This is a genomic window from Coprobacillus sp. AF33-1AC, from assembly GCF_003475785.1.
In the GTDB taxonomy this organism is placed as follows: Bacteria; Bacillota_I; Bacilli_A; order Erysipelotrichales; family Coprobacillaceae; genus Faecalibacillus.
This window is the reverse complement of record NZ_QRQB01000003.1, coordinates 88,194-102,661: the sequence shown is the minus strand read 5'-3', so window position 1 is coordinate 102,661 and position 14,468 is coordinate 88,194. Positions and strand designations below refer to the sequence as shown.

Sequence of the window (14,468 nt, the reverse complement as noted above, 5' to 3'; positions counted from 1 at the left end):
AAGATGACTGATTATACTCTTTGAGCTTTCTTTTGTTTTTTTACTTCATACATAATTGTATCAGCTTTATTGATGGCTGTTTCAAATTGATCTTTGTTGGAAGCTAAGTAATGTCCAACGCTTAATGATAAATCAAAGGGATAAGCATGAAGCTGATTAAATGCTTCAACTTTTTGATTAATGATTTGTGGTAATTGGTTTGACATTGCATTAGTAATGATAATAAATTCATCACCACCATAACGAATAATAAAATCATCCTGACTGCAAGAATCTAATAGAATTTGTGCTGTCTCTTTAATAGCGTAATCCCCCATATCATGACCGTATTCATCATTTATTTTTTTCATATAATCCATATCAATAAAATAAATAAGGGCTTGATGATCTTTTTTAATATAGGATTGAAAAAGTGATTTTCCTAAATGATTCATACCAAAACGATTGTATAAATGAGTGAGAGAATCTTTAATAGAAAGATCTTCTAATCTTTCATTAAGGATGCTTAAAACTTGTTCCTTACGAATTCCTTCTATTGTTAAACCAAGTAATTTTAAAATAATTGTCATAAAGTTAACAGAAATCATCGTAGAATAATGATCAAATGCTAAATAACCAATAGCGACACCATTATTGCTAAGAGAAGTATAGATCATATAACGTGATTTATAAGCTTGAGGAAGAATTTCTTTTTTAGGAAACTTTTGATAGATATGACGTTTATCGGGAATAAGTTGGTGATAAGAAATACCCATTAAATACATAATATCGGAAAATTGAGTAATATCTCCAGACATTGAATCAACATAGTCTGAATTCATAATGAGATAGACTTGTTTATAACCTAAATTCTGTGATTCTTTTTCAAATATATCAAGTAATTCAGAAAAGTTTGATGCTTTAGAAAAGAGAATTTCTAATCTTTCTAATGATTCAAAAAAGCAATTACTATTATAACTGTAAGATAAATATTCTTGTTTTAATTCACTATTATCTTCTTCACTTGCGGGGTAACCGCAACTGACGCTTTTAATAATCTTAAATGGGCTATAAACATGGGTAATCTGTTTACCAAAAATCAGTTCTCTAGCTGTTTTTAAGGCTGTATAAGTAATCGTCTGATAATCTCTTTTGATTGTTGTAATTCTTGGGTTTGCTGCTCTAGCAATAGTTAAATTATCAAAACCAGTTACATAAACATCTTTTCCTACTTCAATGTGATGCTGCAATAAAATATTGACAACACCATGTGCTAAATTGTCATTGGCACAAACAATCAGTTCAGGAAGATGATCTAATAACATTTTGGCTGCTTTTTCACCATCTTCTGTATTCCAGTTTCCATCAATAATTTGAATATTTTCAATTTGCTCTGTAGCTTGCAAAAAACCAGCTTTTCTAAGTCTGGCTTCTCTAGAAGTCATGGGACCAGAAACATAAGCAATATTTTGACAATGCTTTTCATCAATAATGGTCCTTGTTATATCATAGATGGCTTTTTGATTATCTGTTCCTACATAAACACAATTTTTAATAGGATCATTGATAGATATGACAGGAATATGATAACGATGGGCTGTTTCTATCATTTGTTGGCGATAGTCTTTATAAAAATTAGAGTTAGTTTGAAAAATTAATGCATCATAATCTTTAATATTGGGTAATTTATATAGTTCTAATAAGCTATCCATCGGATGAACAAGACCGTAATTTCCATAATTTTCAAACAAATCAATAGAAATATCTTGATATTCGTCTAAGAATTTTTGAATTCCTTTTTGTTTTTCTTGGACAATTTCAAATAGCCAATCCCAAGAAAAAAAGGCAATTTTATATCCCATAATGTTGTCCTCCTATCTCTATTATATCAATTTATGAAAGTGAAAAAAGGTATTTTTATAAAATGTAAAGAATACATTGGTAATGGAGGGATAAAATGACAAAATATACATTAGAATTTGAATATATAAGTGGTTTAGAAAATATGGCTAAAGTGATGGAACATTGTTTTCTTCAATATCTTATGAATAAGGAGAACGTGTGGAATATCGAGTAGGGGGGTATGAAAGACTTTCCAAAGAAGATGAACGATTAGATGAAAGTTCATCAATAGAAAGTCAGCGGATGATTATTGATAGTTATATTCATCAACACCATATGAAATTAGTTAAACATTATAGTGATGATGGCTTTTCTGGTTCACATTTTCAAAGACCAGGCTTTTTGAAATTAAAACAAGATATTGAACAAGGAAAAATTAATTGTGTGATTGTAAAAGATTTATCGAGGTTAGGAAGAGAATTGTATGAAACAGGTTTATATATTGAAGATTACTTTTTGATAAAAGGAATTCGTTTTATCGCCATCAGTGACCATTATGATTCACATGTGGGTGATGAAATGTTAGCTTTAAGGTTAAGTGTTAATGATTTATATTTACGGGATACTTCTAAAAAGATACGAATGGCTTTTGATGTTAAAAGAGAAAGGGGTGAGTATATTGCTTCAAAAGCAAAGTACGGCTATATAAAAGATCCGAGAAATCATCATCATTTAATCATTGATAAACAAGTATCATGTTATGTTAAAATGATTTTTATTTGGTTATCACAAGGTATAGGGACAACCCAAATTGCAAGAAGATTGACAAATTTACAAGTAACGATTCCTTCGATTTATCAAAAAAAGAGAATTCCTGTAAGTAAAGAAGGGGGAACTTGGAGTAGTCAAACAGTTCGTGAAATAGGTAGAAATCAGATGTATTTAGGACATATGGTACAAGGAAGATGGAAAAAGGTGAGTTATCATTCTAAAAAGCTGATGACACTTCCTGAAGATAAATGGATCATTGTAAAAAATACACACGAGGCGATCATATCTCAAGAATTGTATAATCAAGCACAAAGAATTTTAAATCAAAGTAAAAAGTATCGGAATAAAAACAATCGTTATTTATTTCAAGGGTTGATTTATTGTTTTGAATGTAAACATCACATGAGTATACATCAAAAACAAAAGCAACTCATGGTACAATGTAATTACTATACAAAATATAGTCGTCAGCAACTTTGTTGTAGTCATAGCTTTAATTATCAAATACTAGAAAATCATATACTCACATTTTTAAAGGATGTTGGAAAACAATTTTATGAACATTATCAAGAAGAATCTTTATTAAAACAAATAAAAAAGATGTTTGATCAACAAAATAATCAACAACTTACTCTTGCACATCAATTAAAAAAGGATATAATAAAAACTCAAAATATATTAAGTCAACTCTATGAAGATAAATTAAATCAAGTTATTTCTTTAAAACAATATCAACTTTTATCTGCAAAATATCAAGATACTTTATTGTCTTTAATAAAACAACAAGTTCAATTACAAAAGAGTTATCATTCATTTCCAATTAAAAGGTATCAAGAATTAATTAAACAATTTATGACTTTTCAAATAGTTGATCATGAATTACTTTTTCAAATTATTGACAAGATAGAAGTAGATAAAAATAGACATATTTATATCTATTTTAAGGTAGATATGAGTCCTTATATCACTAAGGTAAAGTGACAGGTGTCACTTTACCATTGATGTCTTATGGAGGAACTTCATTAGTAGTGACGCTTGTAGAAATTGGAATATTATTAAATATTTCAAAATCAATATAAATAGGTTATAATGACAACGAGGAGTGAAAAATATGAAAGTAATCGTAGCTGCAGGTGGAACTGGAGGACATTTATATCCAGCTTTAGCCTTAGTTGAATATATAAAAAAACAAGAACCCGATAGTGAGTTTTTATTTATTGGGACAAAAGACCGTTTAGAATCACAAGTTGTACCACAAATGGGATATCCTTATGTTGGTTTAAATGTAAAAGGATTAGTTGGTAATCCTATTCAAAAAGCAAAATCAGCTTTGTTGTTTATTAAATCAATTGGTGAAGCTAAAAAAGTAGTAAAGAAATTTAAACCAGATATTGTTGTTGGTTTTGGTGGTTATCCAAGTGCTAGTGCTGTTGAAGCAGCTTGTTCATTAAAGATTAAAACTTTAATTCATGAACAAAATTCTATTATTGGTTTAACAAATAAAATCTTAATTAAAAAAGTAGATAAAATAATTTGTTGTTATCAAAAGGCCTATCAAGCATTTCCTCATGATAAAACCTTATTATTAGGAAATCCAAGAGCAACTGTAGTAAGTGAGATAGAGCCTCATGATATTTATGATAAATATCAATTAGATCCTAACAAAAAGTTAATTACCATTGTTATGGGATCGCTTGGTTCAAGAAGTGTCAATGATGCTATGAAGGAAGCCATGCCATTATTTGAACAAAAAGATTATCAAGTTTTATATGTTACTGGGAAACCTTTTTATGAAGATATGAAGCAATATCAAAATGATCATGTAAAAATGGTACCTTATGTAGATGATATGCCATCCTTACTTAATCATACAGATTTGATTGTTTCTCGTGCTGGAGCCAGTACTATTGCGGAAATTACAGCAATTGGGGTTCCTGCCATTTTGATTCCAAGTCCTTATGTTGCTGCTAATCATCAAGAATACAATGCTTTAGAATTAGTTCAACAGGATGCAGCCAAAATGATTTTAGAGAAAGATTTAAATGCCCAAGCATTTGTTTCATTAATAGATGAAGTTATGGGGAATCAAGTGACGCTTGATTCATTAAAACAAAACGCTAAAAAGATAGGGAAACCACAAGCTTGTCATGACATGTATCGTGTAATTAAGGAGTTATTAAATGAATAAATTAAAATTTGAAAAATATTATGAAGATTTAAAAGCATTAGATGTAGGTGATATTTTACAAGATGAACCCCTTTATAAACATACGACTTATAAAGTAGGAGGACCTGCTAAAATCTTTATTAAAGTTAAAGATATTCAAGCACTTAGAAATATTATTAAGTATTGTCGTAAACATCGTATTCGTTTATTTGTTATTGGTAGAGGCTCTAATTTATTGTTTTCAGATAAAAGCTTTGATGGTATTATTGTTTCTTTAAATGATTATTTTAAACAATACACAATCAATGGAAATGTTGTTAAAGCACAATGTGGAGTTTCTATGATTAAACTAGCCTATGAATGTGCTAAAGTTGGCTTGAGTGGTTTTGAATTTATGGGTGGAATACCTGGTAATATTGGTGGTGGTGTTTATATGAATGCCGGAGCCTATAAATCACAATTATCGCATGTTATTAAAAAAGTAACAATCTTAAATGAGCATTTAGAAACAGTGACGTTAACTAAGGAACAAATGCACTTTGGTTATCGTTATTCAATCTTACAAGATCAAAAGAAATGGATTGTTTTAGAAGTAGAATTTGAATTAGAAACAAAAGATGTAAGTGAAATTACAGCTTTATTAGATAAGCGTAAAGAAAGAAGAATGTCCTCACAGCCATGGAATTTTCCTTGTGCGGGAAGTGTCTTTAGAAACCCGGTAGAAGGAAGTGCTTGGAAATATATTGATGATGCAGGGCTGAGAGGATATGAGATTGGTGGGGCTCAGGTTTCACCTAAACATTCTAACTTTATCGTTAATAATGGTTATGCTAGTGCTAAAGATATTCATGATTTAATTTTCTATGTTCAACAAATTGTTCAAGAACAATTTGGAATCACTTTAAAACCAGAAGTATGTTTTATTAATTGGCAAGACTAATGAAAAAGCAAAAACAAAAAGTCATTTATAATGAACATGATTATAATCAAGTACAAACAATGCGTCGAAAAATAAGAAACAAAAAGAAAAAAAGAAGACGTAGAGCTTTGGCTTTATTGATTATAATTGTTGCTTTTGTTGCTTTTTTGATGAGTGATTATAGTAAGATTAAATCAATTGATGTCACTGGAAATGAAAGGGTTTCTACTGACTATATTTTAAAAAATATCTCTGTACAAAAGAAAAAAACATTTATTTTTTCTATGAGTTGTCGACAAACAGAAAAAGAAATAGAAAAATTAGATTTTGTTAAAAAGGCAAATGTAAAAAAATCTTTATTAGGGCATGTTGATATTGATATTGTTGAATCACAACCACTTACATACGCAAAGATGAATAATGTATTGTATATCGTTGATGAAACAGGAAAAGTGATTAAAGATGAAAATCAATCTTGGCTAAGTTATGTTCAACGTTGTCCGGAAGCCTTAGAATTTGATGAAGATACATTAGTAAGATTTGCTAAAAATTATAAAAAAATCTCTTCGGTAGTGAGAAATCGTATTTCTGCTATCACGTTACTTAAAGAATCTAATGATCCAGATAAATGTCAGTTAGAATTGGATGATGGAAAAATATTTTATGTAAGAATTGACCAAATGGAAAAACAACTTACATCAAATAATTATTATTTAGTTATAAAAAAATATCCAGATGCAAAACATTATGATTTTCTAGGTCGAAATGTCTATGTAAATCAATAAAAAAGTATGAAGTCATGATAAAAGAAGCCTTTAATTATCATGACTTTTATGCTATTATTTATATATATGTAACAAGGGGAGATTGATGTGGAAGATATATATGCAGTTTTAGATATTGGTAGTGCAACAATAGAATTATTAGTTGGCGAAGTTGTCAATTCTAATTTGAATGTATTGTTCGCAAAAAAATTACCAAGTCATGGAGTAAAAAAAGGCATTGTTGAAGATGATCGTTTTTTAATTCGTGATATTCAAAAACTTGTTCAAGAAGCTAATGAATTTCTTGAATGTGATATCAAAGCGGTGGGATTGAATATTCCAACGATTAAATCGAAACTTTATCAAAGTGATAGTAGTATTTCTTTGAATGAAGGTGCCAAAGTTACATGTGAAGATGTTGTCAGAGTGTTAAAACTTGCAACTAAATTTAAAAGATCTAAGGAAGAAGAAGTGGTATCGGTTGTACCAGTGAGATTCCATAGTGATAGTGGGGCAACAACGACAGCCCCAATAGGTAAAACATCTAGAAATTTAATTGTTGATGCTTTAGTCATGACAACACAAAAACAACTTTTATATCCTTATTTGGCAGCAGTAGAAAAAGCAGGTTTAGAAGTTATTGAAATTTGCATTAATGCTTATTCTTGTGCTAAAGAAGCCTTTGATGCAGTTTACTTACAAGAAGGGGCTTTATTAATTGATATGGGATATAAAACATCAACAATCTCATTTTATAAAGATGGGTATTTAAAATATTTAACAGTTTGTCCGGTTGGGGGATATGATTTTACACGTAGTATTGCTCAAAATTTCCAAATATCAATGAATCAAGCAGAAACTTACAAGATTAAATATGGTTCATTAGATTATACAATTGGACAAGAAGATATTATTCATACAACATATATGCGTGATGGCAGAAAAGACTACACTCAAAAAGATTTAGCTAAAATACTAGCAGATACAGCAGTTGAGGTCCTTAATGTGATTAAAGAAAAGATTAAGATTATTGATGATAATCGTACTTATGAGACTTTAATTGTTGGTGGTGGTGGAGAACTTGAACTTTTAGATCAAATTGCTGGAGAGGTTCTTGAAGCGCCAGTTAGACTTTATCGACCTGATATTATAGGTATTCGTGATATGGCATTTGTTTCATCAGTAGGAATGATTTTTTATATGATGGATCGTGCTAAAGTATTAGGACCTTATGATCGATCATTAGTTTTACCCGATGTATCAGCGACAATGTCAATGCGATTAAAAGGTTTAACAAAGAACAAGGATAGACATCACGATGTTAAAAATACATCAAGATTTAATAAATTATTAGACACTTTCTTTAGTGAAGAAGATTAATATAAAAAGCGAGGATAAACGAATGAATGAAGAATTAGATTTTGAACAAGTTGCAAAAATAAAAGTCATCGGTGTTGGTGGCGGTGGAAATAACGCTGTAAATAGAATGGTAGAAGAAGGAGTAAGAGGTGTTGAATTTTATGTAGCTAATACAGATGTTCAAGTTCTTCGCCGTTCGCCAGTAGAAAATAAAATTGTTTTAGGTAAAGATTTAACTAAAGGATTAGGAGCAGGTGGAAATCCAGAAGTTGGGAAAAAAGCTGCTTTAGAATCAGAAGCTGAAATTAGAAAAGTGCTTGAAGGTGCTGATATGGTCTTTATCGCTGCTGGTATGGGTGGTGGAACTGGTACCGGTGCTGCACCTGTGTTCGCAAAAATTGCTCGTGAAATTGGAGCGTTAACTGTTGGGGTTATTACTAAACCTTTTACCTTTGAAGGTATGAAACGTAAAAAACAATCTATTGCTGGAATTGATGAATTACGTGCTAATGTAGATAGTATTATTGTGGTATCAAATGATCGTTTATTACAACTTATCGGTGGCAGACCAATGCAAGAAGCTTTTAGAGAAGCTGATAATGTATTGCGTCAAGGTGTTCAAACTATTACTGATTTAATTGCTGTACCAGCATTCATTAATCTTGATTTCGCTGATGTTTGTGCGGTTATGAAAAATAGAGGAAATGCATTAATTGGTATTGGTATGTCATCAGGTGATGATAAAGCTAAAGAAGCAGCAAAACGTGCTATTTCTTCACCTTTATTAGAAGTATCTGTAGCAGGTGCTAAAGATGCTATTATTAATGTTACTGGTGGACCTAATATTTCATTATTTGATGCTAATATTGCTCTTGAAACAATTACTCAAGAAGTTGGTGATGATATTAATACTTATTTAGGTATTGCTATTAATGAAAATCTTGATGATGATATTATTGTTACTGTTATTGCTACAGGATTTGAAGATGAAAAAGATGATGTTCAAGTACAACCATCTATTATTTCATCTGATGATGGATCATCATTTACTTCTTTTGGTTCAAATGATGATGTGGAAGATGAAGACGATGATTTTCCACCAGCATTTATTAAAAATAGAAGAATTTAAATAAGCTAACAACGTTAGCTTATTTTTTTAAAAGGAGGATATATTAATGAAAACAGTAGGATTTATAGGAATGGGGAATATGGCTGGAGCAATTGCCAGTGGTATTGTAAAAAGTGGGTTTATTGAAGGAAATCTTGTTTATGCGTATGATATTGATCAAACAAAACTTGATCAAATGAAACAAGATTATCAAATTAATCCAACGAAAAGTGAACTTGAAATTGTTAAAACATGTGATGTGATTGTTATGGCAGTTAAACCACAGGTTGTAGAATCAGTAATGGATAAAATTAAAAATGATGTTGGCAACAAACCAATTATTTCAATTGTATCAGGTTATAGCTATGATCGTTATGAACAATTAATGCCAGGGACACATCATCTTACAATTATGCCAAATACACCTGCAAAAGTGTTACAAGGGATGACATTGTTTGAAAAAACAAATTCACTTACAAAAGAAGAATTCGATTTTGCTTGTAAGATGTTTGAAAGTATCGGAGAAGTAGAAGTAATTGAAAATCATTACATGGTAGGAGCTGGTGCTTTAACTGGTTGTGGTCCGGCATTTGTTTATATGTTTATTGAAGCTTTGGCTGATGGTGCTGTTTTGCAAGGATTACCAAGAGATCTTGCTTATCGTCTTGCAAGTCAAATGGTACTTGGAAGTGCTGATATGGTTAAAGAAACAAAACTACATCCAGGTGTTTTAAAAGATCAGGTATGTTCACCAGGTGGGATTACGATTAAAGGTGTAAAAGCACTTGAAAGAGGATCTTTTAGAAATAGTGTAATGGATGCTATCATTGAATCAAAATAGACCAGAGTTTTTACTCTGGTTTTTGCTTAATTTATTTTTTTAGTGAACATTTCTTAAAATTTAAGGTACAATAATGTTGAGGTGAAAGATATGCTAGAAAATATAAAAAGCTGGTTATTTGATGAAAGTGGCGAAGATAATCAACAAGAGAGTCATCAAATCAAAAATGAAGTTGTACGATGGAATGTCAGTAATATAGATCAATTAGATAGTATTGGTGATGATTTTAAAAATCATAAAATTATTGTCTGTACTTTTAACGACAATGTTATTAAAAGAGCATTAGATTTTATATCTGGACTATGTTATGTTTTACAATATCAAGATATTAAAATCAATGATGATACGTATATGTTTTTACCATCATATATTAGTTATGAATCAAAGGGGCAATAAGTATTGCTCTTTTTAGTTGTGAGGAAAAGACGCATATTTATGAATTGAAAAGGAATAAATACATAGGGTATAATACAAATAGGAAAGAGAGTTGATTGTATGAAATTAGTCCCTACAGGAATTGAAAACTTTAAAGACATGATTGACAAAGATGCATACTATGTAGATAAAACAGATCTTATAAGTAATGTTTTAAATGAACAGGTTGTTTTATATACTAGACCAAGAAGATTTGGTAAGACTCTTAATATGTCGATGCTTTATTATTTCTTTTCTATCAAAGAAAAAGAAAATGCTTATTTGTTTGATAACTTAAATATTTCAAAAAACAAAGATGCACTAAAGCATCAAAATCAATATCCTGTTATTTTTATCTCTTTAAAAGATATGAAAAATAATTCTTATGAAGGACAAATGATTAGATTTAAAGAAATTATTTGTTTATGTGCGAAAAACTATCTTGAATTACTTGATGGTGATGATTTATTGGGTTCTGAAAAAGAATTGTTTCAAAGATATGTTGATAATAAAATGTGTGATGATGAATTAGAAAGTGCATTATTTAACATTTCATATTATCTTCGTAAATATTATCATCAAAAAGTCATCATTCTTATTGATGAATATGATGTTCCATTACAATCAGCTTATCAAAACAACTACTATGAGGATATGGTTAACTTTTTAAGAAATGTCTTTTCGATGGCTTTAAAAACAAACGATGCCTTAGAAAAGGGGATTATGACCGGATGTTTACGTATTTCTAAAGAAAGTATCTTTACGGGATTAAATAATTTTAGTTCTTATTCTATTTTAAATAATATCAGTAATGAATATTTTGGTTTTACTGAAAGAGAAGTGAAACAGTTATTAAAAGACTATCACTTATCTTCGTATATGGACGAAGTTAAAGAATGGTATGATGGCTATTTGTTTGGAAATTTAGAAATATACAATCCATGGAGTACGCTAACTTATGTAAAAAACAAGATATATGATGCTTGTTTCAAACCTGCATCATTTTGGGCTAATACGAGCAGTAATGACTTGGTAATCAATTATATTCAAAATGGTGATGATGAACTTCATAATGAATTTGAACAACTTATTCAAGGACATGCATTAACGAAGTATATTAAACCAGAACTGACATATCGAGAAATGGATAATATTAATAATGTATACAGTTTTTTATTACTTACAGGATATTTAAAAGTCATTAAGAATTTAGGAGAAAATCAGTATCAATTAGTGATTCCTAATAAAGAAGTCTATGAAATTTATAAACAGTCATTTATGAGTTATTTTGAAGACTATACAAGCAGTAGAAAGAATGAACTTTATCAAATGCTTATGAATGGTCAAATACGAGAAGCAAATGAATTGTTAAATGATATTTTATCTAGAAGTATTAGTTATTATGATAACGAGGAAAGTTTCTATCATGGATTTTTAGTAGGATTATTTAGTGGAAAGATGTTAAAATCAAATAGAGAAGCAATGAATGGACGGTTTGATATATGCATATTACCAAGACAAATATTTCAAATAGCACTTATATTAGAATGTAAACATTCTAGTCGAGTGAAAGACTTGATTAAAGATGCAAAAGAAGGGGCAAAACAAATCGTTGAACAAAGATATATGGATGAAGTGATTAATGATGGATATCCAAATGTAAAAGGATATGGTATCTCTTTTCATAAAAAACAATGTTATCTTGTTGAAGTGGATAAAGAATAAAGGCAAACGATCATATTCATTATTTGAATATTGAATTATTTTTCCGTTATGGTAATATACTGACTGTAGGTGGTTTTCCATCAAAAAGCGGTGTACCCTACCATAACTAAGTGGGAGCTAAAAAAGCGGTGTACCCCACCATAACCAAGTGGGAACTAAAAAAGCGGTGTACGCTACCAATTTAATGTAACATTGAAAAAATGCGAACTAAAAAGAAGGCATTCCAATTTGGAATGCTTTTTAAGTAAATGAATTTTAATATTCTATCTTTAATACGACATCCTTTTTATTACAATCAAGCTATGATAATAAGGGGTGTCAAGATGGATGTATATATAGAAATTACCTACTTGATTAATTTAATTGTTTTAATGATTGTTTTTGAAATGATGATCATGTTATTAAATTTAAATTGGTCTTTTAAAAGAATATGTGGCTATAGTTTTATATGTAATCTCTCATTAATGATGATATATATTGATTTATATAAAATTGTCCCCTTAATAATATGGCTTATCATATTTGCTTTTTTATTTAAAAAACAACTTTTTTTATATTATCCTACTTTTTTAACTCTCTATTTTTCTGTTTTATATTTTATAAAAGAACTTGTTGAAGATGGTTTTATATATCATAGCATCTTGATTATTCCCACTACTTATTATGCAATGAGTTTATTTGTGGTTGGTTTGTTTTTTTCTATGATTCAAGGAATATATTGTTTTTATTTGAAAAAGAAATTAACGAATCAACGTTTTTGTTATCAAATGAAAATGGAGTATCTTCATCATCAATACCAAATAACAGGTTTTTTAGATACTGGAAATGAGACTTATTATCATGGGTTTCCTTTAATTATTATAAAAAAAGAAATCTTAAAAGAATATCAGGTTATTGATCATTTGCTGATTACTTCACCAACCCATTTAGAGATAGAAATTATTATGATTGATACACTTACTATTAATCATCAACGATTAAATCATATTTATGCAGGCATAATAAGTCAGATTCAATATGATTGTTTATTAAATAAACAATTGATGGGAGGAATCTTATGATGTGGAAATGGCTTAGGGAATTAATAAATCATCATACATTTTTATATTATATTGGTCATCGTGATATCTTACCGGCACCGCTTAAAGGAAAAGAAGAATTAGACATGATTTTAAAAGCAGAACAAGGTGACTTATATGCAAGAGATCAGCTAATTGAACATAATTTACGGTTAGTTGTTTATGTGGCTAAAAGATATGATCATAATAATTCAGGTCATATTGAGGATTTAATAAGCATTGGTACGATAGGATTAGTTAAAGCAATCAATACTTTTAAAAGTGATAAAAATATTAAGCTTGCTACTTATGCATCACGTTGTATTGAAAATGAAATTTTAATGTTTTTAAGAAAAAATAATAAATTAAGATATGAAATATCTTTAGATGAACCTTTAAATGTTGATTATGATGGTAATGAACTTTTACTAAGTGATATTGTTGGAACTGATGATGATTTAATAGAACAAGAAATTTTAAAAAGTGATCAAAAAAAGATGTTTTATGATGCTTTAAAAGATCTCAATGATCGAGAAAAAGAAATTTTGATTTTAAGATATGGCTTAAGTAACCAAGATGAACTTACTCAAAAAGATGTCGCTTCATTAATGGGAATATCACAATCTTATATTTCTCGTTTAGAAAAGAAAATTATCAAAAAATTAAGACAACAATTAAATTATAACGAAACAAAATAAAAGTATAGAATTGTCAAAAAGGCTCAAAATATGATTGGTGATGATAATGAATGGACAAATTTATTTACAAAATGTGCCTGAACTTGACAAATTGACAACGAAAGAAACGTATACACTGATTGATCAATACCAAGAAAATCATGATCCAATGATTAAAGAACGTCTCGTCATTGATAATTTAAAATTAGTCATATCAATGACGAAACGTTTCTATCAAAAAAGTGAATTTTCACAGGATTTATTTCAAGTTGGCATCATTGGTTTAATCAAAGCTATTGATCATTTTGATACAAGCTATCAATTACAGTTTTCAACTTATGCTGTCCCTTTAATTATTGGAGAAATGAAACGCTTTTTAAGAGATAATGCCCCTATAAGGGTATCGAGAACATTAAAAGACTTAGCCTATAAAGTATTAAAATATAAAGATGAATATATAACTTATCATCAAAAAGAACCGACTATAGATCAATTAGTACAACATTTACATGTTTCTCGAAATGATATTATTGATGCTTTACTATCAACCCATCATGTTTCTTCTTTAGAAGATCAATTATCAAATGATGAAGATGATTTAAAGTTAGTAGATTCTATTACTTTAAATCCTCAACAAATGCAGCTTTATCATAGTCATTTAGATTTAATGAATGCTTTAAATCAATTAAATGTAAAACAAAGAAAAATTATTAATCAAAGGTATTTTTTAGGTATGTCACAAAGTGAAATCGCAAGAGAAATGAATATTTCTCAAGCACAAGTATCGAGAATAGAAAAAAAGGCGATAGAATTGTTACATAAAATGTTGAATTAAAGCATATTT

14 protein-coding genes are annotated in these 14,468 nt (G+C 29.2%); 13 read left to right on the top strand and 1 reads right to left on the bottom strand.

The window, feature by feature from the left end; all coding sequences use genetic code 11:
• Window positions 1-11 precede the first annotated feature (11 nt).
• Window positions 12-1,841 (bottom strand): diguanylate cyclase domain-containing protein, encoded by a 1,830-nt coding sequence (locus DWZ53_RS02335; protein WP_118431612.1) that lies wholly within the window; start codon window positions 1,839-1,841, stop codon window positions 12-14.
• Window positions 1,842-2,040: 199 nt separating this feature from the next.
• Between DWZ53_RS02335 and DWZ53_RS02330 the strand changes: the two genes are divergently transcribed.
• From DWZ53_RS02330 to DWZ53_RS02270, 13 genes are all read left to right on the top strand, one after another.
• The gene (locus DWZ53_RS02330) at window positions 2,041-3,573 is read left to right on the top strand and encodes a recombinase family protein (protein ID WP_118431610.1); all 1,533 of its coding nucleotides are present in this window, start codon (window positions 2,041-2,043) and stop codon (window positions 3,571-3,573) included.
• A gap of 20 nt (window positions 3,574-3,593) precedes the next feature.
• Entirely contained in the window at window positions 3,594-3,671 is a 78-nt protein-coding gene (locus tag DWZ53_RS11485; RefSeq protein ID WP_199589043.1) for a hypothetical protein, read from the top strand.
• A 32-nt stretch (window positions 3,672-3,703) separates the two neighbouring features.
• Entirely contained in the window at window positions 3,704-4,780 is a 1,077-nt protein-coding gene (gene murG / locus DWZ53_RS02320; RefSeq protein WP_118431608.1) for an undecaprenyldiphospho-muramoylpentapeptide beta-N-acetylglucosaminyltransferase, read from the top strand.
• Window positions 4,773-5,699 carry a UDP-N-acetylmuramate dehydrogenase gene (gene murB, locus DWZ53_RS02315; protein WP_118431606.1) on the top strand — a complete coding sequence of 309 codons (927 nt, stop codon included), beginning with the start codon at window positions 4,773-4,775 and terminating at the stop codon, window positions 5,697-5,699. Before murG ends, murB begins: the two co-directional genes overlap by 8 nt.
• Window positions 5,699-6,463 (top strand): cell division protein FtsQ/DivIB, encoded by a 765-nt coding sequence (locus DWZ53_RS02310; RefSeq protein ID WP_118431604.1) that lies wholly within the window; start codon window positions 5,699-5,701, stop codon window positions 6,461-6,463. Before murB ends, DWZ53_RS02310 begins: the two co-directional genes overlap by 1 nt.
• A gap of 87 nt (window positions 6,464-6,550) precedes the next feature.
• Window positions 6,551-7,822 carry a cell division FtsA domain-containing protein gene (locus DWZ53_RS02305; protein ID WP_118431602.1) on the top strand — a complete coding sequence of 424 codons (1,272 nt, stop codon included), beginning with the start codon at window positions 6,551-6,553 and terminating at the stop codon, window positions 7,820-7,822.
• 22 nt (window positions 7,823-7,844) lie between these two features.
• A complete protein-coding gene (ftsZ, locus tag DWZ53_RS02300; protein ID WP_118431600.1) occupies window positions 7,845-8,930 on the top strand; it encodes a cell division protein FtsZ in 1,086 nt (361 codons plus the stop codon).
• Between the two features lie 46 nt (window positions 8,931-8,976).
• Window positions 8,977-9,750, top strand: a complete 774-nt coding sequence (proC, locus tag DWZ53_RS02295) for a pyrroline-5-carboxylate reductase (RefSeq protein ID WP_118431598.1) — start codon at window positions 8,977-8,979, stop codon at window positions 9,748-9,750.
• A gap of 90 nt (window positions 9,751-9,840) precedes the next feature.
• On the top strand, window positions 9,841-10,146 hold the full coding sequence (sepF, locus tag DWZ53_RS02290) for a cell division protein SepF (RefSeq protein ID WP_118431597.1): 306 nt from the start codon (window positions 9,841-9,843) through the stop codon (window positions 10,144-10,146).
• 99 nt (window positions 10,147-10,245) lie between these two features.
• Window positions 10,246-11,889, top strand: coding sequence for an AAA family ATPase (locus DWZ53_RS02285; RefSeq protein ID WP_118431595.1), 1,644 nt, complete (start codon window positions 10,246-10,248; stop codon window positions 11,887-11,889).
• A gap of 323 nt (window positions 11,890-12,212) precedes the next feature.
• Window positions 12,213-12,950 (top strand): sigma-E processing peptidase SpoIIGA, encoded by a 738-nt coding sequence (locus DWZ53_RS02280; protein ID WP_158568161.1) that lies wholly within the window; start codon window positions 12,213-12,215, stop codon window positions 12,948-12,950.
• The gene (gene sigK / locus DWZ53_RS02275; RefSeq protein ID WP_118431688.1) at window positions 12,950-13,645 is read left to right on the top strand and encodes an RNA polymerase sporulation sigma factor SigK; all 696 of its coding nucleotides are present in this window, start codon (window positions 12,950-12,952) and stop codon (window positions 13,643-13,645) included. The genes DWZ53_RS02280 and sigK overlap by 1 nt, the downstream gene beginning before the upstream one ends.
• A gap of 46 nt (window positions 13,646-13,691) precedes the next feature.
• Complete coding sequence (locus DWZ53_RS02270; RefSeq protein WP_118431591.1) at window positions 13,692-14,459, top strand: sigma-70 family RNA polymerase sigma factor; 768 nt, start codon at window positions 13,692-13,694, stop codon at window positions 14,457-14,459.
• The last annotated feature ends 9 nt before the right edge of the window (window positions 14,460-14,468 follow it).